The following is a 25,722-nucleotide window of genomic DNA, read 5'->3' on the forward strand; positions in this document are numbered from 1 at the left end:
CGGGGCGTCATCGGCCGCTCTCCTCGGCCCGGTCGGCGGCGCTGCGGCGCACCGACTCCAGGCCCTCCAGCAGCCAGGACCGCTCGGTGCCGTCCAGCTCCCGCCCCGGCCGGACGTGGGCGACGAAACCCTCCACCACCTCCCGGTCGCTGCGCCCGCTCACCCGCTGCGCGTACGACCGCTCCACGGCCTGCTCGCCGCCCTCCGGCTCGAACAGCAGCTGCAGGGTGTGCGGGAAGCGGGCCCGCAGCCGCTCCATCGGGTCGGTCGGCCGGACCGGGTCGGTCAGCGTGGCCTGCACCCAGGCGTCCTCGGCCCACTCGTGCTCCTCGGCGGCGAGCAGCTCGGCCAGGCGGCCGCGCAGCCGGGCCAGCCGGCGCGGCGCCGGGCAGGGGATCCGGGCTGCTTCGACGGAGCCGTCGGCGGCCAGGTCGACCAGCCACATCGACTTGCGGTGGTCGGCCTCGGAGAAGGAGTAGGCGAGCGGCGAGCCCGAGTACCGCAGGTGCGGGGCGAGGGTCTGGCAGCCGTGCAGGTGGCCGAGGGCCACGTAGTGCACCCCGTCGAACACGCCCGCGGGCACCGACTGCACGCCGCCGACCGCGATGTCCCGCTCGCTGTCGCTCTCCTTGCCGCCGGTCACGAAGGCGTGCGCCAGCACCACGGCCCTGGTCCCGGCCGGGCGGGCCGCGAGGTCGGCCCGGACGGAGTCCATCGCCGCCGCCAGCACCTGCTCGTGGCCGCCCTTCGCCAGGCCGAGGCGCTCGCGCACCAGCGCGGGCTCCAGGTACGGCAGCCCGTACACCGCGACCGGGCCGTGCCCGTCGGCGAGCAGCACCGGCTCGGCGAGGGCCCCCGGGTCGGTGCGCAGGTGGATGCCGGCGCGCTCGATCAGGCGGGACGCGACGCCGAGGCGGCGCGCCGAGTCGTGGTTGCCGCTGATGAAGACCGTCGGCACGCCGAGCTCGGCCAGCCGCCACAGCACGTCGTCGAACATCGCGACGGCCTCCAGACCGGGCAGGGCGCGGTCGTACACGTCGCCCGCGACGAGCACGGCGTCCACCCGCTCGGCGGTGACCGTCGCCACCAGGTGGTCGAGGAACGCGCGCTGCGCGTCGTGCAGGTTCTCCCGGTGGAACGAACGGCCCAGGTGCCAGTCCGAGGTGTGCAGCAGCCTCACGCCGAAGCTCCCCGCAGCATGTCCGTCACTCCTCGTCGCTTTCATGGTGGTCCGGCCGGTACCGAGTATCACAGGTGCCGGTGACAGGCCCGGGTTCGTGGGGCGGCGGGGGCGGACGGGACGGGTGGGGCGGTGACCCGGGTGGCGGTCGGGGCTGTTCATCGGTCGGGTGTTCGGGGAAGATCATCAGGTGGCGAGGGTGGCCGCCCGGAGTGCGGAGGGAGCGGCATGGGCATCGAGTACAGCCCGGAGATCTCCGAACTGCTCGGGCGGGTCCGGCGCCGACCGAACGCGGGGTGGCCCTGGCACCCCGGCGTCCGCGTCCCGGACGGCCTCCCGGTGAAGCAGTCCTGGGGCTGGCTGTTCGGACCCGACGGTCGGGTCCTCACGCTGGTCAACCCGCGCGACGGCGTCGTCAGCCTGCCCGGCGGCTCGCTGGAGGCGGAGGACGCGGGCGACCCCGGCGCCGCGCTGGCCCGGGAGGCGGGGGAGGAGGCGCAGGCGGTGATCGGCCCGCCGGTCTACCTCGGCTACCTCTACGACCGGGTCGGCTCCGCGAACGGCGGCCACGAGTGCGCCCGGGTCCGGATGGCCGCCGCGCTCCACGGCGTCGGCCCGTCCGCCCCCGACCCCGCGTCCGGCCGGCACTACCGCCGCCTGCTGGTCGCCCCCGGCCTCGCCGTCGAGCTCCTCGGCTGGGGCGCCCCCGGCCTCCAGCAGGCCCGGGCCGCGGTGGCGGCGGCCGTCGCGGTGCTGGGCGTGCCGGCCGCCGCCAACGAGACGATCGAGGAACTCCCGCCCGCCGGCTGCCGCTTGCGCTGAGCCCTCTTGGGCCGGCACCCGGCGGCGGGCGATCCCCGGAGGCACGGACGGGAGCGCCGTGGTGGGCGACCGGACCGACGGCGGCCGTCGGCGCCGGGCCGACCGGGCACGGACAGCACGTGGTGGCGGTGGCGGGCTCCGTCGCGGGCGAGGTGACGGTGCGGCACGAACGGTGCGGCGGGAAATCCAACTGGTTCCGGTGGAAACGGAGTTGCCCGAACGGTACACCGCATCCAAAACATGACGGTGCCTCAGGATTTCGACGTACGCGCACTGGGAATCACCGCCGCCATCGGTGAGGGGGCGTGCTGGAGCGGATCCGGCTGCTGCTCGGCCGCGACCCGGAGCGGTCCCCGGCGGGGCGACCGGCGAGGCCGACGGGCGCGGGTGCCGGTCGGCCGGACGTCGCCCCCCGGCCTCGCCGTCGTCCGGTGCCGGGCAGCCGGAAATCCAGTGCCCGGCGCGGGAGTTGGCGTCCGGAAATCGGTGCGCGGTGTCCGTTGAACGGACTGCCGTGCGCGCCCCCGGGGTGGCGATTCGTCCGGTTCGCGCCGTTCGCGTGCTGCGGCCGCCGGGGCGGATGAGCGGGGGTGGGGCGGGATTTCCGCACGGGGTGTCACGTGGCCGTCGCGCACAGAGATGGGGCGGGAAGTGACGGTGCGTCAGGTGAGAAATTGGCCGATCGGACGTTCGGGCGGTCGTTCGGCGGGGTTTCCGCAGCCCAGGTCAGGGGTGGGTCTCCGCGCGTAGCTCGGATTCGGCGTTTGTTGGATGAGAGTTCGTCAAAATTCTTGGCATGACCGCTTCCCCGCCAGGCTACTGACTGGTATCCAATGTGTGGCCTGCGTCACCCATTGGAGGAAAGATGACTCGCGTCCGTGCTGTAACCGTCGCTCTCACCGCGGCGGCCCTGTCCATCACCACCCTGGCCGCCGCCACCCAGGCGAGCGCGGCCGGCGTCAACTACGTCGCGCTCGGCGACTCGTACTCGGCCGGCGTCGGCTCGGGCAGCTACACCAGCGAGAGCGGGAGCTGCAGCCGCAGCACCAACGCCTACCCGTACCTGTGGAAGAACTCGCACGCCCCGACGTCGTTCTCGTTCGTGGCCTGTTCCGGCGCGACCACCAACGACGTGCTCGCCAGCCAGATCGGAGCGCTGAACTCCTCGACCACCCTGGTCTCGATCACCATCGGAGGCAACGACGCCGGCTTCGCGTCGACCATGCAGACCTGCGTGCTGAGCAGCGAGAGCTCCTGCCTGAGCGCCGTCAACACGGCGAAGAGCTACGCCACCAACACGCTGCCGGGCAAGCTGTCCAACCTGTACGCGCAGATGAAGGCCAAGGCCCCGAACGCCCACGTGGTGGTGCTGGGCTACCCGCACCTGTACCAGGTGCCGGGCAACTGCATCGTCGGCATCTCGGACACCAAGCGGACCGCGATCAACAGCGCCGCGGACACCCTGGACTCGGTGATCTCCAAGCAGGCGGCGGCGGCCGGCTTCACCTTCAAGGACGTCCGCTCGATCTTCTCCACCCACGAGATCTGCGGCTCGTCCAGCCAGTGGCTGAACAGCACCACCCTGCCGATCAGCGACAGCTACCACCCGAACTCCTCGGGCCAGGCGTACGGCTACCTCCCGTCGTTCGCGGCGGGCGTCTGATCCACCCGGTCCGCGCGGACGTTCGCGGCGGGTGAATGAGCCGGTGTCCGGGCCCATGGGAGGGGCCCGGACACCGGTGTTCGTGGACCGCCACGGACTGACGATACGTCAGCTTATTTCGGCGGCGGCGGTCATCGCAGGTAATCGGTGAGCGCCGCCGGCGTCAGGCCGGCCTCGCGGGCCGCGTCCAGGGCGCGCTGGAGGTCGCTCGCCAGGGTGTCGGTGAAGTGCAGGATGATCACGTCGCCGGGCTGGAGCGGACCGCCGTGGTAGACGTTCGCGGCGCCCGAGGTGAAGTCGGCGGTGGCGGTCAGCAGGTACCTGATGCCGCAGTTGGCGGCGGCCTGCCGGGTCTCGGCGTCGAAGGCGAAGTACGGCGGCCGCAGCAGCGTGGGCGTGCTGCCGTAGCGGGCGGCGACCGCGTCGCGGGCGTCGCAGATCTCGGCCTGCTGCTCGGCGAGCGACAGGGTCGTCAGGTCGCGGTGCGACACACTGTGGTCCTGGATCGACGAGCCGGGGGCGGCGGTGATCCGGCTGAAGTAGTCCGGCTCGAAGCCCTCCGGCATGGGCAGCGGGAACGCGGTGACCGGCAGCCCGCGGTCGGCGATCAGCCGGGCCGCCTCCGGGGCGCGGAACCAGCCGTCGTCGATGGTCAGGAAGACCACCTTGTCGGAGGTCGGCGCGTTCCAGGTGGCGTACGCGGGCGCGGGGGAGTCGCCGGTGACGCTGACGTCGTCGACCGAGATCGGGCCCTGGCCGTACCAGCCGTGCACGTACAGCTGGACGGAGGCGGTGGCGGCGCCGGTGGTGAAGGTGGTGGACAGCTGCTGCCAGCCGCCGCCGGTGGACGCCGTCCAGGCCGGCGGGACGTCGTGGCCGGTGCCGGTGGCGCCGAGGAAGGCGTACGAGCCGCGCACCCACGCCCGGTAGCTGTACGTGGTGTTGGGGCGCACCGCGAGGGTCTGGGTGCACCGGCCGGCGGAGTCGGCGGAGGCCGGGGTGATCGTCAGCGCGGAGCCGCCGGAGCGGGCCGCCGCGGTGACGGCGCCCTCGGTGCCGTCGCAGTGCCAGCCGGGGATCGAACCCGGGTCGGCGAGCGGCAGGGTGGGGATCTCGAACCCGGCGTTCGTCGCCAGTTCGGGGGCCGGTGCGGCGGCGGCGGGTGCCGGGGCGTCGGCGTGCGCGGCCGGCGCGGCGCCGAGGGCGGCCAGCACGGTGGCCGCGGCAGCCGCCGCGAGACGGCGGCGTGCGGAACTGAGCACGGATCAACTCCAGTGTGGGGGAGGGGAGGAGGCGTGACTCCCGGGAGGGGCGGGGGTCGCTCGCAGGCCGGCCGCACCGGGCCGGTGCACACAATGGACTGGACCAATCCCGGCGGTCAAGGGGAACCGGCGGAGATCGGTCAACCGCTGTACGCCCCGTCGACACCCGCCGTCCGCGCCGCGCCGACGGGCCGTCAGCCGGCGTACAGCTCGTCGATGTCCTGGGCGTAGCGCTCCGCCACCGCGGCCCGCCGGATCTTCAGCGAGGGGGTCAACAGGCCCTCCTCCAAGGTGAATTCACGCGGCAGCAGCCGGAAGGCGCGGATCGACTCGGCCCGCGAGACGGTGGTGTTGGCCGCGGCGACGGCCCGCTGCACCTCCTGGTGCAGCTCGTGGTCGGCGAGGGCCTGCCGGACGTCCAGCTGCGGCCGGCCGCGGGCCTTCAACCAGTGCGCGAGCGCCACCGGGTCCAGGGTGATCAGGGCGCCCAGGTACGGCCGGTTGTCGCCCACCACCAGGCACTGGGCGATCAACGGGTGGGCCCGGACGCGTTCCTCCAGGATCGCGGGGGCGAGGTTCTTGCCGCTGGAGGTCACGATGACCTCCTTCTTGCGGCCGGTCAGGGTCAGGTAGCCGTCCTCGTCGAGCGAGCCGAGGTCGCCGGTGGCCAGCCAGTCGCGGTACAGCGCCTCCTGCGAGCAGCGCGGGTGGTTGAGGTAGCCGGCGAACACGCCGCCGCCGCGCACCCACACCTCGCCGTCCTCGGCGATCGCCACCGACGCGCCCGGAACGGGGCGGCCGACGGTGCCGAACTTGGGGCGGTCCGGCGGGTTGGCGGTGATCGCGGCGGAGGTCTCGGTCAGGCCGTAGCCCTCGTACACCGTCATCCCCGCGCCGGCGAAGAACAGCGCCAACTCCCGCCCCAGCATGGACCCGCCGGACATCACGGCGCGCACCCGGCCGCCCAGCACCGCCCGCACCCGCTGGTACACCAGCCGCTCGTACGCGGCGTGCCGCAGCCGCAGCGCGGGGGACGGGCCGGGGCCCCGGCGGTGCGCGCGGCGCTCCCAGGCGCTCGCCCAGTCGATCGCGACCTGCTCGGCCTGGACGAACACGTCCAGCTTCCCGGACGCCTCGGCGGCCTCCCGGGCCCGGCGGTGGATCTTCTCGAAGATGTACGGGACGGCGTGCAGGAAGGTCGGCCGGAACGCGGCCAGTGCGGGCAGCAGGCTGTCCGTGGCGAGCCGGCCGTGGTGGCCGATCCGGATCCCGCCGCGGACCGCCGCGACCTGGGTGAGCCGGCCGTACACGTGGGCCAGCGGCAGGAACAGCAGGGTGGCGGGCTGGTCGCCGCGGGTGTCGGCGAACACCTCGGCCCAGCCGTCCAGCACCGCGTCGGCGACGGACGCGAAGTTGCCGTGGGTCAGCAGGCAGCCCTTCGGGCGGCCGGTGGTGCCGGAGGTGTAGATGACGCTGGCCAGCGAATCCGGGGTGACACCGACCCGCTGACGGTGCACCAGGGCGTTCGGCACCCCCGCGCCGTCGGCCATCAGCTGCTCCACGCAGCCCCGGTCCAGCTGCCAGATGCCGGTCAGCTCGGGCAGCGCGTCGCAGACCGCACCGACCGTCATCGCCTGGTCCTCGTCCTCGACCACGCAGGCCACCGCCGCGGTCTCGGCCAGGATCCAGCGGACCTGCTCGGCCGCGGCGGTCGGGTACACCGGCACCGGGATGGCGCCGATCGACCAGAGCGCGTAGTCGAACAGCGTCCACTCGTAGCGGGTCGAGGACATCACGGCGACCCGGTCGCCGTAGCGCACCCCGCGGGTGAGCAGACCCCTCGCCAGGGCCAGGACCTCGTCCCGGAACTGAGCGGCCGTCACCGGCCGCCAGGCGCCGTCCGCCCACCGGGACAACTGCACCAAGCCCGGTTCGCGCTCCGCCCGGTCGAACACCGAGTCGGCCAGCCCGCCGGTCACCGCCGAGCTGGCGAGCGCGGGGCTGCTGAACTCTCGCACGGTACCCCCGTTCCCGCCGATCCCGCCCCGGCTCGCACAACCGGCGGCGGCACCGGCGAAGCTACCCGATCGTGGCGGCGCTGCCCAGAGTCACCGCCCGACGACACCCCGCACCGGGGACAGTGCCGCAGGTCGGGGCCCTGGACGGCCCCACCGAGGACATTGAAGGACGATCCGGACAGCACACGATAACGATGCAAATTCACCCTACGAACGGATGGTCAGGAAGTAGTAGGCTCGCGGCTCTCGTACCCCTCAGCACCCACCCCTGCCCCCGGCCGCCCGAGCCCCGCCGACCCCACCGACCGAGGACCACCAGAGGACCCACATGCGCCTGCGCCGCAGCTCGATCCGCGCGAGGATCATCGCGCTGCTCCTGGTGCCCATCGCGGCGCTCAGCGGCCTGTGGGGCTACTCCACGCTGATCACCACCGGCGACGTGTGGAACCAGCTCGACATCAGCGCCACCTACCAGGCGTTCGGCACCCCCGCCGACCAGTACGCCGAGGACCTGCGGATCGAGCGCGCCGCCGCCGTGCTCCGCCTCGCCGACCCCGCCAACAAGGCGTACGCCGACTCCTACCTGAAGGCCCAGACCGTCACCGACCGGGACCTGCAACTGCTGCGCTACCAGGTCGGCAGCCGCGACGCCGGCAAGCTCAACGGCGACCAGCGCGCCCGCATCCACGACCTCCTCTCCGTCGCCGACCAACTCGCCGCCATCCGCAGCCAGATCGGCCAGCAGCGGCAGAGCTGGGACGGCGCCCTCAAGGACTACAGCGACCTGATCGGCCCGGTGTTCACCTTCCGGTCCTCCTTCGTCTCCAAGGAGAGCGGCTCGCTGCCCCGCCAGGGCACCATCCTGATCGAACTCACCCGGGGCGCCGACTACCTGGCCCAGGAGACCGCCGCCATGCGCGCCCTGCGGGCCGGCAGCGCCACCGCCGCCGCCGACCCCCGCAAGCAGCAGGTCGTGCTCGACGCCATGCACGCCCAGCAGACCCTGTTCCGGATCTACGTCGCCGAACTCGACCCGCAGAACCAGGCCGACTACAACGAACTGCGCACCGGCGAGGCCTGGAGCGCCCTCACCACCGCCGAACACGCCTTCGACGACGCCCCCGACCGGGCCCGCGAGGTCCGCAGCGGACCCGACAGCTGGGGCGAGAACTCCGACCGGGTGCTGGCCGACATCAACGCCATCAACGACCGGCTGGTCGCCAAGATCGGCGACCAGGCCCACGCCTACGCCGTCAACGCCCTGATGCGCGGCGCCGTCGCCGGTGTGATCGGCCTGTTCGCCGTGGTGCTGTCCATCGTCGTCTCCTACCGCATCGGCCGCCGCCTGGTGCGCGAACTCGTCGGCCTGCGCAACGCCGCCGCCGACCTGTCCGCCCACCGGCTGCCCTCCGTGATGCTCCGGCTGCGCCGCGGCGAGGCCGTCGACGTGGTCGCCGAAGTCCCCCAACTCGAGTTCGGCGCGGGCGAGATCGGCCAGGTCGGCCGGGCCTTCAACGAGGTGCAGCGGGTCGCCGTCGAAGCCGCCGTCGAACAGGCCGAACTGCGCCGCGGCGTCTCGGCGGTCTTCGTCAACCTGGCCCGGCGCTCCCAGGTGCTGCTGCACCGTCAGCTCACCCTGCTGGACACCATGGAGCGCCGCACCGAGGACCCGCGCGAACTCGAGGACCTGTTCCGGCTCGACCACCTCACCACCCGGATGCGCCGCCACGCCGAGGGCCTGATCATCCTCTCGGGCGGCTCGCCCGGCCGCGCCTGGCGCAAGCCGGTCCGGATGGTCGACGTGGTGCGCGCCGCCGTCGGCGAGGTCGAGGACTACGCCCGGGTCATCGTCCGGCCGTTCCCCGGCACCGGCCTGCTCGGCTCCGCCGTCGCCGACGTCACCCACCTGATTGCCGAACTCGTCGAGAACGCCACGGTGTTCTCCCCGCCGCAGACCCAGGTCACCGTCCAGGGCGAGGTCGTCGCGCACGGCTTCTGCCTGGAGATCGACGACCGGGGCCTCGGCCTGAACGAGCAGCACCTCGCCGAGGTCAACCAACGCCTCGCCGTGGAGCAGGAGTTCGACCTCGCCGACACCGACCGGCTGGGCCTGTTCGTGGTCTCCCGGCTGGCCCGCCGGCACGGCATCCGGGTCCACCTGCGGCCCTCCCCGTACGGCGGCACCTCCGCCGTCGTGCTGATCCCGCGCGAACTGCTCGCCGACGCCGCCGAGATGGCCCCCGACGGGGCCCGCCCCGGCACCGACGAGCCCGCCCACCGGCGCGCCCCCGGCACCGTCGAACCCGCCCGCTCGCACGCCGCGCCCGGCAAGGCGCTCGGCGGCCCCCGCCCGTCCGCCGCCGACCCCTCCGCGAAGCCCGGCGGCCTGCCGCGCCGCCGAAACCCCGCCCAGGCCGGACCCGCTGACGGCGCGTCGGCCAAGGCGCTCGGCACCGGGCGCCACCGCCGGCCCGAGGACGCCGCGCCCGCCGCCGCCCAGGCCCCGGCGGCTGCCCCGGCCGCGCCCGTCCCGCCGCTCGCGCCGGTGGCCGGCGGGCTGCTGCCGCGCCGGGTCCGGCAGGCCAACCTCGCCCCCCAACTCCGGGCCGGTGCGGGGCCGGAGAGCCCCGAGCCGACCCGCGAGCGGAGCCCCGAGGAGGCCCGCTCCGCGTTCGCCTCGTTCCAGCGCGGCTTCGCCCGCGGCCGCGGCGACCGGCTCCAGCCCGCCTCGCTGACCGTGGTGCGCTCCGAGCCCGGCCAGGCCGGCGGGGGCCCGACCGCGACCGCCGACGGCCCGTCCGCTCCGCTCGTCCCCGCGGCCGGCCGCGCGCCCCGGCTGCGGGTCGCCCTGCCCTCCGCGCCGGTGCCGGCCGCGCTGCCGGCCGCCCCCGTCCGCTCCGTCCCTCCGGCGCACCAGCCGCCGGACGCACCGCCCGCACCAGCAGAAGGAACCGAATCATGACCGCAACCACACCGCCGTCCGGGGAACTCGACTGGCTCCTCAACGACCTGGTCGGCCGCGTCGCGACCCTTCGGCACGCGGTGATCCTGTCCAGCGACGGGCTGGCCACCGGCGTCTCCAGCGGCCTCGGCCGGGAGGACGCCGAGCACCTGGCCGCCGTCGCCGCCGGCTTCCACAGCCTCGCCAAGGGCGCCGGCCGGCACTTCCAGGTCGGCGGTGTCCGGCAGACCATGGTCGAACTGGACGACGCCTTCCTGTTCATCACCGCGGCCGGCGACGGCAGCTGTCTCGCCGTACTCAGCGACGCCGAATCCGATGTGGGCCAAATCGCCTACGAGATGGCACTGTTGGTGAAGCGCGTCGGCGAGCACCTGGCCGCCGAGCCGAGGACCGAGACCACTCCGCCCGGGAGATGACCGATCAATGAGCGAGCCCGAGCCGACCGAGCCGACCGAGGCCACCGCCCCGGCCGGCCACAGCGGTGAGCCCGCGGACGGGACGCCGGCCGACGAGGAGTCGGTCGACCTGTTCGCGCCCCGCACGCCGGTGGACGACCGCTGGTTCGACGACGAGGCCGGGCCGATGGTCCGGCTGTTCGCCATGACCGGAGGACGCGCCCGGCCGGTCGACGACGGCCTGTTCGACCTGATCTCGCTGATCACCGCCGCCGGGCCGGCCACCGACCCCGGCGGCGTCCCGGCCGACCTGCCGCTCGGCCCGGAGCACCACGCGATCCTCCGGCTCTGCTGCGAAGAACCGCTCAGCGTCGCCGAGTTGGGCTCCTACACCGATCTCCCGGTCAGTGTGGTCCGGGTCCTGCTCGGCGACCTCCACGACGCCGACCTGATCGACGTCACCCGACCCTTCCAGCTCGCCCAGCAACCGGACGAGCGCCTGCTGCGAGACGTGATCAATGGCCTCCGTGCACTCTGACGCCCCGTCCGGCGTCCACTCCGCCGCCCCGTCCGGCGCCCCGGCGAACCCCGCCGCCCGCAAAGCCCCCTGGGGCGCCAGCGCGGTCAAGATCCTGATCGCCGGCGGCTTCGGCGCGGGCAAGACCACCCTGGTGGGCGCGGTCAGCGAGATCCGCCCGCTGCGCACCGAGGAGACGCTCAGCGAGCGCGGCCGGCCGGTCGACGACACCGCGGGCGTCGAGACCAAGCGCACCACCACCGTCGCCATGGACTTCGGCCGCATCGACCTGCGGCCCGGCCTCGCCCTCTACCTGTTCGGCACCCCCGGCCAGGACCGGTTCTGGTTCGTCTGGGACGAGCTCGCCCGCGGCGCCCTCGGCGCCGTCGTGCTGGCCGACACCCGCCGCCTGGCCGACTCCTTCCCCTCCGTCGACTACTTCGAGCAGCGCGACATCCCGTTCGTCGTCGCCGTCAACTGCTTCGAGGGCACCGAGGTGTACGCGCCCGACGACGTCCGGGCCGCGCTCGACCTGCCCGAGACGGTCCCCGTGCTGCTGTGCGACGCGCGCCGCCGCGAGGACGGCAAGGAGCTGCTCGTCCGGCTGGTCGAGCACGCCGCGGACCGGGCCGGAATCCGACTGTAATACCTTTGCTCTTCTTGCAGGTCAGAGACGTGGTGTCCGAATGGTGGACGGTTTCTGTCCCGTCCTGCGGACAAGGCGGTGCAGTGGGTTGCCTTCCGGGCATTTGGCGTGGAAGTCTCGTACCAGTGCCCGCCGTTCACCGCGGGTTCCTGACACGCCCCGGGGGAGGAGCAGCGCCATGACCACGACAGTCCGCGTCGCCGCCCTCCCCGTGCTCCCCGTTCTGACCGTGCGCCGGTACATCGACCACGGGCTGATCTACAGCGCCTGCTGTCGCTGACGAACCGTCACGCACCCGGCCCGCCGGGCGGTGGCGGTTTTCGTGTGTCCGTCCCGCTCCGTCGGCTCGACCGGGCCGCCGGCCCCGTCGAACCCGTCACGCTCCGGAGAGCAGCAGTCGTGCCCCCTCGCACCCTCCTCGAACCGTTCTGGCCCTCGCGCCAGGCCCACCACTTCGACCAGACCTGTCGGCGCGCACCCCGCGCCTCCCGCCCGTCGCACTGACCGACCGTCAGCCCGGCCCGCCGGAAGCGCAGACGACGACCACCCACCGCCCGTCACGCGCGAAAGAGCCCTCGATATGTCCTACGCCGCCACCGCGACCCCGCACCTGCGAGCCGTCCGCACCCTCCCGAACCACCCCCTCGACACCGAGCCGCGCCGCGTCGCCCCGCCGACCCGCCCCGCGCCCGCCCTCACCCCGGAGAGCCTGCTGGCCGGCCTCCAGGACGGCGCCGCCGTGGTCGCCGCACTTCCCCAGTCGGTGCTGCCCCAGGCCCTGTTGACGCAGCTCGGCGCCACCGCGAACGCCCCGCTGGTGGGCTACCTGGTGCTGGTGCCCGCGGAGAAGGCCGCGCCCGCCGTCGCCCCCGCGCCCGCCGTCGCCCCCGCCGGCCCGGTTCCGGGCGGCTCCTCGGTCCGGCCGTTCGTCCGCCCCGCCGAGAGCGGCATCTCCGTCGACCTCGACCGCCGCAACGCGTACGTCGACGGCTCGCTGCTCGACCTCACCTACCTCGAGTTCGAGCTGCTCGCCCACCTCACCGAGCACCCGCACCGGGTGCACACCCGCGACCAACTGGTGCACACCGTCTGGGGTTACGGCCACGTCGGCGACGGCCGCACCGTCGACGTCCACGTCGCCCGGCTCCGCCGCAAGCTCGGCGCGGCCTACCGCGACACGATCGTCACCGTCCGCCGCGTCGGCTACAAGTACGCGCCCGTCGCCTGAGCACGGACCGGGGCCCGCCCCCCGCCATGCGGTGGGGGGCGAGCCCCGGCGCGGTGGGGGCGAGGGCCCGGCGGACCGGGTCAGTCGCCGTAGTAGTCGTCGTACCGGGCGGAGTGCTCGTCCACCGAGAAGCCGGCCAGGCGTCCGGCCGCGTCGAGCCCGCGCAGGTGCTCCAGGGCGGCCGCGGCGGACGGCGCCGGTCCGGAGGCGAGATACGCCGTCGTCGCGTCGAGGCCGCGGCCGAGCAGGAGTTCGGGCTCGATCGAGCAGCCGGCGTCGAAGCTCGCGCCCTTCGCCTCCCACACCAGGAGCGCGTCCTCCACGGCCCCGCTGTTGAACAGCTGGACGCAGCAGAGCTTCATCAGTTCGGTGTCGCCGCCGCCCTGTGCGCCGCGCTCCAGAGCCGTGTGCTCCACCAGCAGGGCGCGGACCCGGTCGAGATCCGCGCCGAGAGGGCGCAGCCCGAACCGGTCCAGGCTCTCCTCGCCGTCCACCGACAGCCCTCCCGTTCGCTCGCCCGACCCGCGTCCCGCCGGGGCGCGGCCGCGGAGGAGCTCCAGTGCCCGCCGCCGTGCGTCATGAGCGGCGGCACCCACCGTCCGGCGCCGTCCGACAGATCAAGTATTCCAACGGTCGGCGGGGTCTGTCACCGTCCTCCGGGAGGAGATCCGGTGCCGATCCGCGCGCCTAGAGTGGCGGACGACCAGGGAGAACCTCGATCCGACGGGAAGTCAGGAATGGCATTCGACGTTGCCGCGGTGGCGGCGGAGCTCACCGCGATGATGGCGGCCGACCACGGGGCCGCGCACCGGGCGAACAGTGACGACCCGGCGGAGCAGCTGGCCTGGCGCCGCCTGACCGCGCAGCACGCGGACCGGCTCTCGGCGCTCATGGACGTGCACGGCTGGCCTACCGCCGACCTGGTCGGCGCGGACGCAGCTCGGGCCGCCTGGCTGATCGCGCAGCACGCGGACCGTCAACTCGACGTCCAGCGGCGGGCGTTGCGGTTGATGGAGCAGGCCGTCGCAGACGGCAGGGCCGGCGCACGGGAGTTGGCGTTCCTGCGGGACCGGACACTGGTGAACGAGGGGCGGAAGCAGGTCTACGGCACCCAGATCGCCGGCGTGCGCGACGGCTCGCCCGTCCCGTGGCCGTGCGAGGACCCCGAGCGGATGGACGAGCGGCGGGCCGAGGTCGGGATCCCGCCGTTCGCCGAGTACGTCGCCCGGTTCTCGACCACCTGACGGCGCGTCGGCCGCCGGGCGCCGGTGCCGGGGCCTGTCCTCAAGCCCGTGCCGCGGGGCTGCGGCGCGGGTTCGAGGACGGGCCCCAGGACGCTGCGGGCCGGGCGATCGGGGCGGGGCAGTGGGCCGGTTCGTCGCCGCGGTCGATCAGCCGGGTGGGGGTGAGGCCTTCCAGGCCGGCCCGGCGCAGGGCGTACCGGGTGAGTTCGTAGGTCGGCAGGTGGTCGTCGGGGCGCTGCCGGATCCGCTTCCCGTCGGTGTGCAGGCCGGTGCGGACGACCTCGGCGACCGGGGCCCCTTCGACGCCCGCGGCGGCGCCGTCGCGGATCACGACCGGCCGGTCGACCGGCGTGCGGGGCGGCGTCCGGGGAGCGGGTCGCGCGGGCTGCGCGACGCAGGCGCAGGCCGGAGATCAGTGCGCCGCCCGGCAGGCCGAGGGAGACGAGGCCGACGACGATAGCGGCCGTGGCCGATTCGTTGACGTGCCCGCCGTTGCCCTGCGGGGCGGGCAGGCCGGCGCTCGCCGCGGACGGCAGGAAGAACAGGGCCGTGCCCGTCAGGGCCAGCAGCAGCCGGTTCAGGTTCCGCGGCGGAGCGAGGCGGGCCGACGGCCGGGCACCGACGGCGAGGAGAACGGCGCAGCCCAGCGCGGGCAGCACGGTGCAGGTCACCCACTCGGCGAGCAGCGGCGCGCCGTACCACTCGGCCTCGGGCCGGGGCTGGTCGTCGTAGTGGAGCGTCTCCGGCTGCGGCGTCCCGAGGAAGTCGCGGATCGAGCCCGGCACCAGGCCCGCGAGCAGCGCGGCGAGCGCCACCGGGACGACCGGCCGGCGCTCGCCCGCGCCGATCAGGCGGAGGGCCGGCGCGGCGGAGCAGCCGGCCAGCGCGCCGAAGAACACGCCCTGCACCGCGCCGTACCCGATCGGGGTCCACACGTTCCACGGATGGTTGAGCATGTGGTCCGCCCGCCAGTTCCCCGCCGGCCCCCAGCAGAGCGCGCCCGCCGCGACACCCCACGGCACCACACCCGCCGGCTTCGCCGAGCGAACCGCACCCGCCGGGCCCCGTCCCGGGAACGCCACCGCGGCGCCCGCCGTCGTCTCCGCCATCGCCCGGACCGCCCCGTCGCCCGTACTGGCCGCGACGCACCGCCGCGCCCGGTACGGCGGGACGACGCGCCCGCGGCCCGCGCAGTTCCGCCACCGGGCCTGCGGGGCGTCCGACGCGGGGGCGGGCCTTCAGCGTCGTTCCGACGGCGACCGGGTCGGGAGCGCCCGGTCTTCGAGGATCCGCTCCCACAGCAGCGCGTCGTGCCACCGTCCGTCGAGGAGGATCGAGGAGCGCGCGACGCCGTACGGGGTGAAGCCGTTGCGGCGCAGCACCCGCTGGGACGGCAGGTTCTCCAGGTTGGTGGACGCCTCGGCGCGGTGCAGTCCGAGATCGTCCGCCATGACGTCGAGCGCGAGTCCGAGGGCGCGGCCCGCGTGCCCCCGGTTCTGCGCGACGGTGGCGATCCAGTAGCCGACGGAGGCGCGGCGCAGGTGCGGCTGCGGCAGGATGCCGCCGACGGTGACCTGCCCGATCACCTCGCCGTCCGCGAGCACCACTCCCGGCCAGGCCGTTCCGTCCTGATAGGCCGTCAGCAGGCGTTCGATCCGCTGCGCCTGCCCCTCGGGCGTGAAGTACGCGGCGGGCTGGGCGGGTTCCCACCGCCGGAACGCGTCGGCGTCCCGGGCGCGGTGCGCGGCGATCGCGGCGGCGTCGGCGGGCTCGATCAGGCGGATCCTCGTGCGGCTGCTGCTCATGGCTGATCCTCGTCGTGGCCGGGGCGGGAGCGACCCGCAGCCTATGCGAGGGCGGGGAGTGCCGGCGCCGGTACCGGTGTCGGTGCCGCGGGCCGGGCCGGTCGGGCCGGCGGCGCGACCGCCGGGCTCCGAACGCGAGCGGTCGTTCAGCAGCCGAGGGCGCTCAGGTGCCGGTGGACCTCCCGGTGGCCTTCCGCGTCGGGGTGCAGGCCGTCGACGAACAGCTCGGGCCGGTCGCGCAGCGGCTCCCAGAGGTCCAGGAAGTCGAGGTGCTGCTCCGCGCACCAGCTCCGCAGGGCTTCGCGCAGGGCCAGCGCCCGGGCCGTGGTGAAGCGGAGGCCCTCGAAGTCGCCGGTGCGTGACTCGTCGAGCCAGAGCGGTCCGAGGACGACCAGGCGGGCCTGGTGCTTCCGGGCCGTCGCGGCCAGCGAGGCGAGGGGGCCGGCGATCTCCCGCAGGCCGTCCCGGTCGGCGTCCGTCGCGGTCAGCGGCACGGCGGAGTCGTTGATCCCGGCGGCCACCACCAGGGTGTCCGGATGGCGGGCCGTCAGGAGCGCGGGCGTCTGCTGGGCGACGTCCGCCAGCGTGCTGCCCGGGACGGCCAGGTTGAAGACCCGGTGCTCGGTCTCGTTCGCCCCGATGTGGGCCGCCGCGAACCGACCGGCCCACCCGCCCCGCGGGTCGCAACGCCCGTACGCGATGCTGTCGCCGACGATCACGACCCGGGACGCCGCACGCAGCGGCCGTGCGTCCAGGTGCGCCCACGCGGCCTCGCCCGAGGCGAGACGCACCCGCCGCCGGGCGTTGTGCTCCGCCACGTGCGCGTCGGCGGCGGCGAGTTCGTCCTCGCTCAGGCGCAGGACGGCGCCGTCCACGGTGCTGCCGAGCCGGCGTCCCAGGACGAGGTGCGGGTCCCGGCCGCCCGGCGCGAGGGGCACGGCCGTGCAGCCCGGGAGCGACGCCGGCTCCGCCGGCACGGTGCGACCGAGGACCGCCGTCCGGACTCCCGGGTCGAGCAGCGTGCCGAAACAGAACAGGGTGTGGGGGCGGGACTCGGTCACCGTGAGCGCCGTGGCCTTTCACTCGGAACGATCACTCGGAATGATCGAGCAACCCTATCGGCCCCGCCCTCGGGGTGGGCGGGGCCCGGGGTGTCGGGCCGTCAGCGGCCGCCGCGGATGGTGTCGATGATGCGGGTCCAGTTGTCGGTGCCGTGGCCGTTGGCGATGGCGTGCCGGTAGTGGGACTGGACGGCGCGGGGGAGGGCGAGGTCGAGGCCGAGGGCGGTGCTGGTCTCGACGATGTGGTCGGCGGTCGCGCCCATCATGGTGACGGTGCTGAGGTGGCCGGGGTGCTCGCCGGCGTCGAGGGCGGTGCCCGGATGCTGCTCGCCGGCGCGCAGGACGGCACCGATGGAGTCGGCGGAGGCGAGCAGTTCGGGGAGGGCCTCGGCGGCCTTCAGGCCGGCGGTGCCGAGCATCGCGGTGGCGTGCATCAGGCCGGACAGCGTGGTGAGGAAGACCGCCAGTTGGGCCTGGTACATCAGCTGGGCGAGGCCCGGGTCCTCACCCAGGTACCTGGGCGTGCCCAGCAGGGCGAGGGCGTCGCGGTGACGGTCCATCAGGCCACGGCCGCCGCTGTAGTAGACGTGGGCGGCCGGCGTGCCGACCATCGGGGCGGGAACCATGACGCCGCCGGTGAGGAAGCCCGCGTCGTGGCCGGCCGCCCACGCGGCGGCCTCGCGCGAGCGGTCGGGCGTGTCGGAGCTGAGGTTGACGAGCGTCCGGCCGGCGAGCGCGGCGGTGGCGGGCCCGAGGATGTCGTACATCGCCGGGTAGTCGGTGAGGCTGAGGAGCACCAGGCCGCCCGCCCGTACCGCGGCCGCGGGCGTCGCCGCGAGGGCCGCGCCCTCGGCGACCAGCTCGGCGGCCCGCGACGGGGTGCGGTTCCAGACGGTGACGGGGCGGCCGGCGGCGAGCAGGGTACGGGCCATGGCCCGCCCCATCGGGCCCAGGCCGATCACGGTGACGGCGTCGAACTCGGCGGAGTGATCAGGGTGTTGTTCGTTCACGCCTCCATGTTCGGCGAGCGCCGCTAGGCTCGGAAGTACCCACTGTTTTCTGCGGTACTTACCTCTTCGTAAGGGGGACGGGCGATGGCCAGGGCACCACGACAGGGTCCGTACATCTGCGGCATCGACGCCGCGCTCGACGTGGTCAGCGGCAAGTGGAAGGGCCTGATCCTGTGGGAGCTGGACGCCCACGGCGTGCGCCGCTTCGCCGAACTCCGGCGCGCCCTGCCCGGGGTGAGCGAGAAGATGTTGACGCAGCACCTGCGCGAACTGGAGCAGGACGGCCTGCTCCACCGTGAGGTGTACGCCGAGGTGCCGCCCCGGGTCGAGTACTCGCTGACCGGTCACGGGCGCAGCCTCAACCAGGCGCTCCGCCCGCTCGGCGTCTGGGGCGCCGAGCGGATCCGGCGGGACGGCATCGCGACGGTGGGCGAGGCCGTGGCCGCCGAGTAGCCGGCCCGTCGGTGCGGCAGTGAGCCCGCCGCCGGGGCCGCACCCCGGTCCGCTCCCACCGGGGAGCGGTCAGCGCTCGTCCGGGGGCAGCAGGAGGACGGCGAGGGCCTGGGCGCAGCTCTGGGCGAGGGCGAGGGTGTGGGGGAGGGCCTCGGCAGTGAGGTGGGCCGGGGTGGAGCGGATGGCGAGGGCGAAGCGGGCGGTCGGGGTGCGGTCGAGGACGGGGACCGCGAGGGTGCGGACGCCGGGGGCGGACTCGCCGTCGTTGAGGGCGTAGCCGCGGCGGCGGGTGAGGGCGAGTTCGGTGTCCAGCGCGGCCGGGTCGGTGAGGGTGCGGTCGGTGAAGGCGGTGAGCGGGCCGGTCGGCGGGCTCTCGGCGGGGGAGGGCCAGGCGAGCAGCACCTTGCCGAGCGCGGTGGAGTGCAGCGGGCGGCGCAGGCCGAGGCCGGTGGAGGGCAGCACGGAGCCGCCGACCAGGATCACCGCGTGCGGACCGGAGCGGATGGCGAGGTCGGCGGTGGCGCCGGTGCGGCGGGCGAGCTGGTCGAGTTCGGGGCCGGCCAGGTGCAGTCCGCGCTGGTGGAAGGTGAGTTGGCCGAGTTCGGCGACGGCCGGGCCGAGCCGGTAGCGGGCGGTGCGCTCGTCCTGGTCGAGGAAGCCGGTGGCGAGCAGGGTGCGGGCCAGGCGGTGCGCGGTGGAGACGGACAGGCCCATCCGGCGGGCGAGTTCGGAGGCGCTGAGGTCGGGTCCGTTGTCGTGGAAGCAGTGCAGCAGGCCGAGGGCCCGGTGCACCGCCTGGGCGCCGGCCGGCGGTGACTGCAGGGTTCCGGGGCTGGCGGGCATCGCACCTCTTCAGGAGTCGCTCACAGGCGGTCAACTTCGTTGGGATTTCCAGGATATGGGGGTGATCGCTGCGGGCCTGTGACGGCGGTGTTGCGGGGGAGCGCCGCACTGTGAACAGCATGTCCCATCATCTGGCAACGCTTGATTCGGGCGGCGGGCGCGTGGAACGCTCGGTGCATCGGCGGACCAGCGGCCGACACCGGCGCACAACGCCCGGTCCGACAGGAGGGAGCGCGCCGTGACCACGTACCGGCCCCGCCCCTGCTGTTGTCGCTGATCGCCGTCCCGCACTCCCCTCCCCGTCGCACGCCTCCCACATGGTGGGACGCCTGTGCGTTTCCTGAGATTTCCGGAGCCCCGTCATGAGCCCCGCACCCGCTGCCGCCGTCGGCACGCCCGCCCACCCCGACACCCTCTGGTTCACCCGCTGCCCGGTGCCCACCGCCACCGGCATCGCCGCCGATCGCGGCTGGCTGGCCGAGGAGTTCGCGCCCGACGGCATCGCCGTCCGCTCGCTGCAGGACGCCCCGCCCGAGGTCGCGGCCGACCACCACTACACGCACGCGCTGACCGGGCTGTTCCGCGAGGGCGGCAACGTGCCCGCGCTGTGGGCCCGTTCGCGCGGCGAGCGGACCCGGCTGATCGGCCTGACCTGGATCGAGGAGCGCCAGACGATCCTGGTCCGGGACGGCAGCGGCATCCGCTCCGCCGAGCAGCTGCGCGGCGCCCGGCTCGCGGTGCCCCGGCACCCGATCGGCATCGACTTCTGGCGCGCGATGGCCCTGGCCGGCCACCACGGCGCCCTGGCCTCCGCCGAACTGACCCTGGAGGACGTCGAGTTGACGGACGTCGAGGCGGCCCCGGGCGGCGGGCAGTGGGAGGCCGAGCTGGCCGCGCTGCGGGACGGCCGGGTGGACGCCGTGTACGTGAAGGGCGCCCTGGCGGTGGAGGCCGCCCGCCGGTACGGAGCGGTGCCCGCCGTGGAGCTGGACGCGCTCCCCGACCGCCGCCACCGGGTCAACAACGGCACCCCGCGCCCCATCACCGTGCACCAGCAACTGCTGGACGAGCACCCCGAGTTGGTGGCCCGCTTCGTCGCCGTGCTGCTGCGCGCCGCCGACTGGGCGGCCGAGCGGCCGGCCGAGGTGGCGCGGATCCTCGGCGCGGAGACCGGCGCCGGACCGGAGGGCGTCGCCGGCGCGTACGCGGCGGGCGGCCACCGCACCCTGCACCCGGACCTGTCCGCCGACCGCCTCGACCTGCTCGCCCGGCAGGAGAGCTTCCTGCACGCCCACGGCTTCCTCGCCGACCGGGTCGACGTCCACGCCTGGGCCGACCCCGCCCCGCTGGCCGCCGCCCGCGCCCTGCTCGCCGCCCGCCCCTGACCCGCCGTTCCCGTTGGAGAGACCCATGCACACCCCCGCCCGCCGACCCCTGCTCGCCGCCGCCGCCCTGACCGCCGCCGCCGCGCTCGGCCTGACCGCCTGCGGCTCGACCGCGAAGGACGCCGCCGCCTCCGCCGGCGGCAAGGGCGGCGCCGAGGTGGTGCTCAGAGTGCCCGACCCCGGCAACTCCGGCTTCCTCGCCAAGGGCAAGAAGGACGGCTCGCTGGACCGGGCCCTGGCGGCCGTGCACGCCAAGGTGGTGTGGACGGGCAGCGCCGGGCCGTTCGCACCGGCCGCGCAGGCCCTGAACGCCGACCAACTGGACGTCGCCCAGGGCTCGATCACCTCGGCGGTCGCCGCGCTCGCCCAGAAGCCCGGGTTCAAGCTGTTCGCGCAGATCGCGCCGGACGAGGCCGGCGAGGGGATCCTGGTGAAGGACGGCTCCCCGATCACCAAGGTCGAGGACCTGGTCGGCAAGAAGGTCGCGGTCTCCCAGGGCGGCACCTCCGAGTACCTGCTGTTGAAGGCGCTGCAGAAGAACGGCATCCCCGCGGACCGGGTCCAGCGGGTGTACCTGCGGGCCGACCAGACCTCCGGGGTGTTCAACTCCGGCCAGGTGGACGCCTGGGCGACCTGGGGCACCTTCTCCATCCCCGCGATCGCCAACACCGGCGCGCACTTCCTGGTCGACGGCAAGGCCGTCGGCAGCGACAACTACGCCGTGTGGGCCGTGCGTTCGGCCTTCGCCGAGCGCCACCCGGAGGTACTGAAGGCGTTCTACGGCTACCTGCACGAGAACGGCGCGAAGGAGAAGGCCGACCCCGCCGCCTACCTGAACGTCTTCACCGACGCCGGCCCCACCGCCGTCACCCCGGCCGAGCGGCAGGTCGCCGTCGAGTTCGGCCGGCAGCGGGCCGTGGACGCGCCGATCACCGCCGCCGACACCGCCAGGTTCGACGTGGTCGCCGCGTTCTACGCCGACCAGGGCGTCACCAAGTCGAAGGTCGACGTCGCGCCGCACCTGATCGACATCACCACCCTCGCCGGGGCGGCGGGATGAGCGCCGTCACCACCGAACAGGCGCGGGCCGCCGGGCTGGTCGCCCCCCGCGCCCGGACCGCCGCCGGCCGGCCGCGCGGCGTCTCGCTCGCGCTGCGCACCCTCGGCCCGCTCGCCCTGCTCGCCGCCTGGCAGGTGTCCTCCGCGACCGGCCTGCTGACCCCCGACGTGCTTGCCTCGCCCGGCCAGGTCGTCCGGGCCATCGGCGAGTTGTGGGGCAACGGGCAGCTGGCCGACGCGCTGTCCACCTCGCTGACCCGGGCCGCGCTCGGCCTGCTGTTCGGGGCCGGCGCCGGACTGGTGCTCGGCGTGGTCACCGGCTTCTTCCGGCTCGGCGAGGAGCTGCTCGACTCCGCCGTCCAAGTGCTGCGCACCGTCCCGTTCCTGGCACTGGTACCGCTGTTCATGGTCTGGTTCGGCATCACCGAGACCGCGAAGATCGCGCTGATCGCCGTGGCGACGTCCTTCCCGATGTACGTGTCCGCGTCCGGCGGCGTGCGCAACACCGACCGCAAGCTCGTCGAGGCGATGCGCAGCTTCGGACTGTCGCGCGGCGCGGTGGTCCGCGAGGTCGTGCTGCCCGGCGCGCTGCCCGCGCTGCTCTCCGGCCTGCGGCTGTCGATGACGCTCAGCGTGATCGCGCTGATCGCCGCCGAAGAGATCAACTCCACCGAGGGGATCGGCTACTTGATGGCGCAGGCGCAGAACTTCTCCCGCACCGACGTGCTCGCCGTGTGCATCCTGATCTACGGCCTGCTCGGCCTGGCCGCCGACGGCGCGGTGCGCGTGCTGGAGCGGCTGCTGATGCCCTGGCGGCCCGCCAACGGGCGGGCGGTGGCGGGCCGATGAGCACTCCCGCCGTCCACGTCCGGGGCCTGCGACGGGTGTTCGGCACCCGCGCCGTCCTGGACGGAATCGACCTGGACATCGCCCGCGGCGAGTTCCTCGCCCTGCTCGGCGCGTCCGGCACCGGCAAGACCACCCTGCTGCGGATCCTCGGCGCGCTCGACCGCGCCGACCAGGGCACCGTCCTGGTGCCGCCCGCCCGGACGATCGTCTTCCAGGAACCCCGGCTGATCCCGTCCAGGCGCGTCCTCGGCAACGTCACCGTCGGCCTGCCGCGCGGCGCCGCCACCCGGGAGACCGGCCGGCGGGCCCTCGCCGAGGTCGGCCTCGCCGGGCACGCCGACGCCTGGCCCGCCACCCTGTCCGGCGGCGAGGCGCAGCGCGCCGCACTCGCCCGGGCCCTCGTCCGCGAACCCGAACTGCTGCTGCTGGACGAACCGTTCGCCGCCCTCGACGCGCTCACCCGGCTGCGCATGCAGGACCTGGTCGGCGACCTGTGCCGCCGCCACCGGCCCGCCGTCCTGCTGGTCACCCACGACGTCGACGAGGCGATCCGCCTCGCCGACCGGGTCGCCGTCCTGCGCGACGGCGCACTCGTCCGCGACCAGGCGGTGGCCGTCGACCACCCCCGCGACCCCGCCGACCCCGCGTTCGCGGCACTGCGCCGCGACCTGCTCGCCGACCTCGGCGTGCACCAGGACCCCGCACCGCAGCACGCCAACTGACGAACACTCAGCAGAAGAGAGACCCCGCCATGACCATCACCGTGGGTGTGCACCGCTCCAACCCCTCCCTGTACCACCTGGCCCGACTCGACTACCTCCAGCAGGAGTTGGCACCACTCGGCGAGACCGCCGCGTTCCACCACTACACCGACGGCACCCGGACCGGCGAATACCTCGCCGACGGCACCATCGACTTCGGCGGCACCGGCTCCACGCCGCCGATCACCGCGCAGGCCGCCGGGCACGACATCGTGTACACCGCCGTCTCCGCCCCCCGGCCCGACCACGGGGCGCTGCTGGTCGCCGCCGACGGGCCGATCACCTCCGTCGCCGACCTGAAGGGCCGCACCGTCGTGCTCGCCGTCGGCTCCTGGCAGACCCACCTGCTCGCCAAGGCCCTGGACCGGCACGGCCTTTCGTACCGCGACGACATCACCGCCGAGCGCCCCACCGGGAACGAGGCCGAGCGGCTGCTCAGCGGGGAGATCGCCGGCTGGATCGCGCAGGGCGCGGAACTCGCCGCCGCCCGCCGCACCGGCCGGTACCGCGAACCGGTCCGCACCGCCGACCTGATCACCGACCGCTCGGTGTTCTTCGCCCGCCGCGAACTCGCCGTCCAGCGGCCGGAGGTCGTCGCCGCGATCGTCACCGCCCTGCAGCGCGCCGACCACTGGGCCGCCGCCCACCCCGAGGAGGCCGCCGCCCTCGCCGCCGCCGACCAGGGCGGCGAGCCGGCCGACTGGCGCACCGCGCTGACCACCTTGCCCTGGCAACTGGAGCCCGCCACCGCCGAGTTCGTCGCCGAGCAGCAGGAAGCCGCCGACATCTTCCACCGGGTCGGCTTCATCGACCGCCCCGTCACCGTCGCCGACATCCACCTGCCCGCCCTGGAGCAGCCGGTCGCCGACGCCGTCTCCCGCGCCGCCTCCCGCGCCGCTTCCCGCGCCACGAAGGAACACTGAGCACCATGGCCACCGAAGTCCTCTGGTACCTGATCCCCCGCGAAGGCCACTACCCGTGGGAGCCCGAAGGCCGCCGCCCCGTCGACCTCGGCTACCTCCAGCACCTCGCCGCCACCGTCGAACGCCTCGGCTACAGCGGCGCGTTGCTCGCCACCGACCAGTACGACGTGTGGACGCTCGGCTCCGCGCTCGCCGCCGCCACCGGCCCCGGCTTCCAACCCCTGCTCGCCGTCCACCCCGGACTGGTCGCGCCGACCCTGCTCGCCAAGATGGCGCTCAGCTTCGAGCACCTGCACGGCCCCGGCCGGCTCCGCTTCAACGTGGTCAACGGCTCCACCCAGCAGCTGCGCGAATACGGCCTGCACGTCGACCACGACGACCGCTACCGGCTGTCCGCCGAGTACTGGAGCCTGGTCAAGCGCCTCACCAGCGGCGAAGTCTTCGACCACGAAGGCGAGTTCTACCGACTGACGAACGCCGGCGGCTCGCTGCGCGACCTGCCGCCGCTGCGCGAGGGACACATCCCGCTCTGGTTCGGCGGCTCCTCGCCGGCCGGCATCGAGGTCGCCGCCGAACACGTCGACGTCTACCTCACCTGGGGCGAACCCCCGCACCTGCTCAAGGAGAAGCTCGCCCGGGTCCGTGAACGGGCCGCCGCGCACGGCCGCACCCTGCGGCTCGGCCTGCGGCTGCACCTGATCGTCCGCGACACCGAGGAACAGGCCTGGGCCGCCGCCGACCGCCTCCTCGACGTCACCAGCCAGGCCACCTACGCCCGCCAGCTCGGCGGGCAGCAGGGCGAGGACGGCGTCGGCTGGCAGCGGCAGTTCCGCCAGCACGGCGGACGCGTCCCCGCCCGCGCCCGCGAACTGGAGACCCACCCCAACCTGTGGCCCGGCATGAGCCTGTTCCGCCCCGGCCCCGGCACCGCCGTCGTCGGCTCCACCGACCAGGTCGTCGAACGCCTCCGGGAGTTCCAGGACCTCGGCGTCGACACCTTCATCCTGTCCGGCAACCCCCTGCTGGAGGAGGCCTACCGGGTCGCCGAGACCGTCCTCCCGAAACTGCGCTGACGACCCCGGCCCGCTCCTCCGCATCCCCCCGGAGCAGCGGGCCCGCCGGCTGTGCGGCGGTTTCGGCCCGGCAGGTCGGTCACCGTTGGGTGGGCGGCGGTCTGTGGCTCGGCCGGTCGGCTTCCGCAGGTTTCGCCGCGGTCGGCGGCCCAGTGGGTCGATCTCTGTGGGCAGCGCGGCGTTGTGCGGTCGGCTGGTGGGTTTCCGTCGGCCTCGGTGAGGCCTGCGGTCCGGGCCGCCGGTTGTGCGGCGGTTTCGGCCGAGCCGGTCGGTCACCGTCAACTGCGGGGCGGGTTGTGGCTCGGCCGGTCGGGTTCCGCGGGCTTCGTCGAGGTCTGCGGGTCAGTTGGTCGATCTCTGCCGGCCCGCTGCGGTCGGTGGCCCGGCTGGTCGGTCACTGTCGGCTTCGGCGAGGCCTGCGGTCCGGCCCGCCGGTTGTGTGGCGGTTTCGGTCGAGTCGGTCGGTCACCGTCAACTGCGGGGCGGGTTGTGGCTCGGCCGGTCGGGTTCCGCGGGCTTCGTCGAGGTCGGCGGGTCAGTCGGTCGATCTCTGCCGGCCCGCC

At 74.5% G+C, this 25,722-nt stretch carries 24 protein-coding genes; 15 read left to right on the forward strand and 9 right to left on the reverse strand.

The window, feature by feature from the left end:
- Window positions 1-7: 7 nt before the first annotated feature.
- Window positions 8-1,180 carry an exonuclease SbcCD subunit D gene (locus ACFV1L_RS24220; RefSeq protein ID WP_380369127.1) on the reverse strand — a complete coding sequence of 391 codons (1,173 nt, stop codon included), beginning with the start codon at window positions 1,178-1,180 and terminating at the stop codon, window positions 8-10.
- 228 nt (window positions 1,181-1,408) lie between these two features.
- Between ACFV1L_RS24220 and ACFV1L_RS24225 the strand changes: the two genes are divergently transcribed.
- On the forward strand, window positions 1,409-2,002 hold the full coding sequence (locus tag ACFV1L_RS24225; protein WP_380369128.1) for a hypothetical protein: 594 nt from the start codon (window positions 1,409-1,411) through the stop codon (window positions 2,000-2,002).
- Window positions 2,003-2,867: 865 nt separating this feature from the next.
- The gene (locus ACFV1L_RS24230) at window positions 2,868-3,665 is read left to right on the forward strand and encodes an SGNH/GDSL hydrolase family protein (protein WP_380369130.1); all 798 of its coding nucleotides are present in this window, start codon (window positions 2,868-2,870) and stop codon (window positions 3,663-3,665) included.
- 131 nt (window positions 3,666-3,796) lie between these two features.
- On the opposite strand, the gene ACFV1L_RS24235 is transcribed toward ACFV1L_RS24230, so the two are convergent.
- Together ACFV1L_RS24235 and ACFV1L_RS24240 are read right to left on the reverse strand one after the other, a co-directional pair.
- Complete coding sequence (locus ACFV1L_RS24235; protein ID WP_380369132.1) at window positions 3,797-4,927, reverse strand: polysaccharide deacetylase family protein; 1,131 nt, start codon at window positions 4,925-4,927, stop codon at window positions 3,797-3,799.
- 194 nt (window positions 4,928-5,121) lie between these two features.
- Window positions 5,122-6,945, reverse strand: a complete 1,824-nt coding sequence (locus ACFV1L_RS24240) for an AMP-dependent synthetase/ligase (RefSeq protein ID WP_380369133.1) — start codon at window positions 6,943-6,945, stop codon at window positions 5,122-5,124.
- Between the two features lie 328 nt (window positions 6,946-7,273).
- Here ACFV1L_RS24240 and ACFV1L_RS24245 point away from each other — a divergent pair, with 328 nt between their 5' ends.
- The 5 genes from ACFV1L_RS24245 to ACFV1L_RS24265 all read left to right on the forward strand — a co-directional run bounded on the left by ACFV1L_RS24245 (window position 7,274) and on the right by ACFV1L_RS24265 (window position 12,693).
- Window positions 7,274-9,907: a nitrate- and nitrite sensing domain-containing protein gene (locus tag ACFV1L_RS24245; RefSeq protein WP_380369134.1), complete on the forward strand. Its 2,634-nt coding sequence runs from the start codon at window positions 7,274-7,276 to the stop codon at window positions 9,905-9,907.
- Complete coding sequence (locus ACFV1L_RS24250) at window positions 9,904-10,323, forward strand: roadblock/LC7 domain-containing protein (protein ID WP_035868175.1); 420 nt, start codon at window positions 9,904-9,906, stop codon at window positions 10,321-10,323. The genes ACFV1L_RS24245 and ACFV1L_RS24250 overlap by 4 nt, the downstream gene beginning before the upstream one ends.
- 7 nt (window positions 10,324-10,330) lie before the next feature.
- Complete coding sequence (locus ACFV1L_RS24255) at window positions 10,331-10,840, forward strand: DUF742 domain-containing protein (RefSeq protein WP_380369137.1); 510 nt, start codon at window positions 10,331-10,333, stop codon at window positions 10,838-10,840.
- Window positions 10,821-11,465 (forward strand): ATP/GTP-binding protein, encoded by a 645-nt coding sequence (locus ACFV1L_RS24260; RefSeq protein WP_380369140.1) that lies wholly within the window; start codon window positions 10,821-10,823, stop codon window positions 11,463-11,465. The genes ACFV1L_RS24255 and ACFV1L_RS24260 overlap by 20 nt, the downstream gene beginning before the upstream one ends.
- Before the next feature lie 580 nt (window positions 11,466-12,045).
- Window positions 12,046-12,693, forward strand: a complete 648-nt coding sequence (locus ACFV1L_RS24265) for a winged helix-turn-helix domain-containing protein (protein ID WP_380369143.1) — start codon at window positions 12,046-12,048, stop codon at window positions 12,691-12,693.
- Window positions 12,694-12,773: 80 nt separating this feature from the next.
- On the opposite strand, the gene ACFV1L_RS24270 is transcribed toward ACFV1L_RS24265, so the two are convergent.
- Entirely contained in the window at window positions 12,774-13,187 is a 414-nt protein-coding gene (locus ACFV1L_RS24270; protein WP_380369145.1) for a hypothetical protein, read from the reverse strand.
- A gap of 243 nt (window positions 13,188-13,430) precedes the next feature.
- Between ACFV1L_RS24270 and ACFV1L_RS24275 the strand changes: the two genes are divergently transcribed.
- Window positions 13,431-13,937, forward strand: coding sequence for a DUF6624 domain-containing protein (locus tag ACFV1L_RS24275; RefSeq protein ID WP_380369147.1), 507 nt, complete (start codon window positions 13,431-13,433; stop codon window positions 13,935-13,937).
- 40 nt (window positions 13,938-13,977) lie between these two features.
- On the opposite strand, the gene ACFV1L_RS24280 is transcribed toward ACFV1L_RS24275, so the two are convergent.
- From ACFV1L_RS24280 to ACFV1L_RS24295, 4 genes are all read right to left on the reverse strand, one after another.
- Entirely contained in the window at window positions 13,978-14,268 is a 291-nt protein-coding gene (locus ACFV1L_RS24280; RefSeq protein ID WP_380369150.1) for a hypothetical protein, read from the reverse strand.
- Between the two features lie 907 nt (window positions 14,269-15,175).
- Window positions 15,176-15,742, reverse strand: coding sequence for a GNAT family N-acetyltransferase (locus ACFV1L_RS24285; protein ID WP_380369151.1), 567 nt, complete (start codon window positions 15,740-15,742; stop codon window positions 15,176-15,178).
- A 146-nt stretch (window positions 15,743-15,888) separates the two neighbouring features.
- Window positions 15,889-16,803, reverse strand: a complete 915-nt coding sequence (locus ACFV1L_RS24290; RefSeq protein ID WP_380369154.1) for a GDSL-type esterase/lipase family protein — start codon at window positions 16,801-16,803, stop codon at window positions 15,889-15,891.
- Window positions 16,804-16,904: 101 nt separating this feature from the next.
- Window positions 16,905-17,813 (reverse strand): NAD(P)-dependent oxidoreductase, encoded by a 909-nt coding sequence (locus ACFV1L_RS24295; protein ID WP_380369156.1) that lies wholly within the window; start codon window positions 17,811-17,813, stop codon window positions 16,905-16,907.
- An 84-nt stretch (window positions 17,814-17,897) separates the two neighbouring features.
- Between ACFV1L_RS24295 and ACFV1L_RS24300 the strand changes: the two genes are divergently transcribed.
- A complete protein-coding gene (locus ACFV1L_RS24300; protein ID WP_380369159.1) occupies window positions 17,898-18,266 on the forward strand; it encodes a winged helix-turn-helix transcriptional regulator in 369 nt (122 codons plus the stop codon).
- Between the two features lie 69 nt (window positions 18,267-18,335).
- On the opposite strand, the gene ACFV1L_RS24305 is transcribed toward ACFV1L_RS24300, so the two are convergent.
- Window positions 18,336-19,109: an IclR family transcriptional regulator gene (locus ACFV1L_RS24305; RefSeq protein ID WP_380369162.1), complete on the reverse strand. Its 774-nt coding sequence runs from the start codon at window positions 19,107-19,109 to the stop codon at window positions 18,336-18,338.
- Window positions 19,110-19,471: 362 nt separating this feature from the next.
- On the opposite strand from ACFV1L_RS24305, the gene ACFV1L_RS24310 reads away from it, so the two are divergent.
- Genes ACFV1L_RS24310 through ACFV1L_RS24335 form a run of 6 tightly spaced genes read left to right on the forward strand, consistent with a single transcriptional unit; the run spans window position 19,472 to window position 25,159 of the window.
- Window positions 19,472-20,494 carry an ABC transporter substrate-binding protein gene (locus ACFV1L_RS24310; protein ID WP_380369165.1) on the forward strand — a complete coding sequence of 341 codons (1,023 nt, stop codon included), beginning with the start codon at window positions 19,472-19,474 and terminating at the stop codon, window positions 20,492-20,494.
- Window positions 20,495-20,519: 25 nt separating this feature from the next.
- Entirely contained in the window at window positions 20,520-21,554 is a 1,035-nt protein-coding gene (locus tag ACFV1L_RS24315) for an ABC transporter substrate-binding protein (RefSeq protein WP_380369167.1), read from the forward strand.
- Window positions 21,551-22,402, forward strand: coding sequence for an ABC transporter permease (locus ACFV1L_RS24320; protein WP_380369170.1), 852 nt, complete (start codon window positions 21,551-21,553; stop codon window positions 22,400-22,402). Before ACFV1L_RS24315 ends, ACFV1L_RS24320 begins: the two co-directional genes overlap by 4 nt.
- Entirely contained in the window at window positions 22,399-23,124 is a 726-nt protein-coding gene (locus ACFV1L_RS24325; RefSeq protein WP_380369173.1) for an ABC transporter ATP-binding protein, read from the forward strand. Before ACFV1L_RS24320 ends, ACFV1L_RS24325 begins: the two co-directional genes overlap by 4 nt.
- A gap of 29 nt (window positions 23,125-23,153) precedes the next feature.
- Window positions 23,154-24,086: an ABC transporter substrate-binding protein gene (locus tag ACFV1L_RS24330; protein WP_380369175.1), complete on the forward strand. Its 933-nt coding sequence runs from the start codon at window positions 23,154-23,156 to the stop codon at window positions 24,084-24,086.
- Window positions 24,087-24,091: 5 nt separating this feature from the next.
- On the forward strand, window positions 24,092-25,159 hold the full coding sequence (locus tag ACFV1L_RS24335; RefSeq protein ID WP_380369178.1) for an LLM class flavin-dependent oxidoreductase: 1,068 nt from the start codon (window positions 24,092-24,094) through the stop codon (window positions 25,157-25,159).
- Window positions 25,160-25,722: the final 563 nt, after the last annotated feature.

The sequence above is a fragment of the Kitasatospora sp. NPDC059646 genome (assembly GCF_042734615.1).
Lineage (GTDB): Bacteria > Actinomycetota > Actinomycetes > Streptomycetales > Streptomycetaceae > Kitasatospora.

Coding starts and splice junctions, on each gene's coding strand:
- ACFV1L_RS24225 (WP_380369128.1), top strand. CDS start 1,409: ATGGGCATCGAGTACAGCCCGGAGATCTCCGAACTGCTCGGGCGGGTC.
- ACFV1L_RS24230 (WP_380369130.1), top strand. CDS start 2,868: ATGACTCGCGTCCGTGCTGTAACCGTCGCTCTCACCGCGGCGGCCCTG.
- ACFV1L_RS24245 (WP_380369134.1), top strand. CDS start 7,274: ATGCGCCTGCGCCGCAGCTCGATCCGCGCGAGGATCATCGCGCTGCTC.
- ACFV1L_RS24250 (WP_035868175.1), top strand. CDS start 9,904: ATGACCGCAACCACACCGCCGTCCGGGGAACTCGACTGGCTCCTCAAC.
- ACFV1L_RS24255 (WP_380369137.1), top strand. CDS start 10,331: ATGAGCGAGCCCGAGCCGACCGAGCCGACCGAGGCCACCGCCCCGGCC.
- ACFV1L_RS24260 (WP_380369140.1), top strand. CDS start 10,821: ATGGCCTCCGTGCACTCTGACGCCCCGTCCGGCGTCCACTCCGCCGCC.
- ACFV1L_RS24265 (WP_380369143.1), top strand. CDS start 12,046: ATGTCCTACGCCGCCACCGCGACCCCGCACCTGCGAGCCGTCCGCACC.
- ACFV1L_RS24275 (WP_380369147.1), top strand. CDS start 13,431: ATGGCATTCGACGTTGCCGCGGTGGCGGCGGAGCTCACCGCGATGATG.
- ACFV1L_RS24285 (WP_380369151.1), bottom strand. CDS start 15,742: ATGAGCAGCAGCCGCACGAGGATCCGCCTGATCGAGCCCGCCGACGCC.
- ACFV1L_RS24300 (WP_380369159.1), top strand. CDS start 17,898: ATGGCCAGGGCACCACGACAGGGTCCGTACATCTGCGGCATCGACGCC.
- ACFV1L_RS24305 (WP_380369162.1), bottom strand. CDS start 19,109: ATGCCCGCCAGCCCCGGAACCCTGCAGTCACCGCCGGCCGGCGCCCAG.
- ACFV1L_RS24310 (WP_380369165.1), top strand. CDS start 19,472: ATGAGCCCCGCACCCGCTGCCGCCGTCGGCACGCCCGCCCACCCCGAC.
- ACFV1L_RS24315 (WP_380369167.1), top strand. CDS start 20,520: ATGCACACCCCCGCCCGCCGACCCCTGCTCGCCGCCGCCGCCCTGACC.
- ACFV1L_RS24320 (WP_380369170.1), top strand. CDS start 21,551: ATGAGCGCCGTCACCACCGAACAGGCGCGGGCCGCCGGGCTGGTCGCC.
- ACFV1L_RS24325 (WP_380369173.1), top strand. CDS start 22,399: ATGAGCACTCCCGCCGTCCACGTCCGGGGCCTGCGACGGGTGTTCGGC.
- ACFV1L_RS24330 (WP_380369175.1), top strand. CDS start 23,154: ATGACCATCACCGTGGGTGTGCACCGCTCCAACCCCTCCCTGTACCAC.
- ACFV1L_RS24335 (WP_380369178.1), top strand. CDS start 24,092: ATGGCCACCGAAGTCCTCTGGTACCTGATCCCCCGCGAAGGCCACTAC.